We start from the raw sequence: 686 nt of genomic DNA on the forward strand, positions 1-686 counted from the left end.
TCGGGGGTGATGTTGTAGGTCGGGATCGGAAAGGTGAACACCCGGCCCTTGGCGTCGCCCTTGGTCATCACCTCGATATAGGCGCGGTTGATCATGTCCATTTCGGACTGAAGATCGCCGTAGGTGAAGTCCATCTCCACCCCGCCGATCACCGGCACCTGATCCTTGAGGTCCTCCGGGCAGGTCCAGTCGAAGGTCAGGTTGGTGAACGGGGTCTGGGTGCCCCAGCGCGACGGGACGTTGAGGTTGTAGACCAGTTCCTGGATGTACTGGCGCACCATGTCATAGTCGAGCCCGTCATTGCGGACGAAGGCGGCCATGTAGGTGTCGAACGAGCTGAACGCCTGGGCCCCGGCCCATTCGTTCTGCAATGTGCCGAGGAAATTGACGATCTGGCCGACCGCGCTCGACATGTGGCGGGGTGGGCTGGCCTCGACCTTGCCGGGGACGCCGTTGAGGCCCTCGGTCAGCAGGGTGCGCAGCGACCAGCCGGCGCAATAACCCGACAGCATGTCGAGATCGTGGATGTGCAGGTCGCCCTCGCGGTGGGCCTGACCGATCTCGGGCGGGTAGACGTGCGACAGCCAGTAATTGGCCACCACCTTGCCCGAGACGTTGAGGATCAGGCCGCCGAGCGAATAGCCCTGGTTGGCGTTGGCGTTGACCCGCCAGTCGGCGCGGTCGAG

1 protein-coding gene is annotated in these 686 nt (G+C 63.8%); it reads right to left on the minus strand.

The window, feature by feature from the left end; genetic code table 11:
- Positions 1-686 (minus strand): anaerobic ribonucleoside-triphosphate reductase (nrdD, locus tag ACFSNB_RS18745; RefSeq protein WP_377319338.1); only part of this gene is annotated, 686 nt, incomplete at both ends.

Source organism: Phaeospirillum tilakii (genome assembly GCF_042683125.1).
GTDB classification, from domain to species: Bacteria; Pseudomonadota; Alphaproteobacteria; order Rhodospirillales; family Magnetospirillaceae; genus Phaeospirillum; species Phaeospirillum tilakii.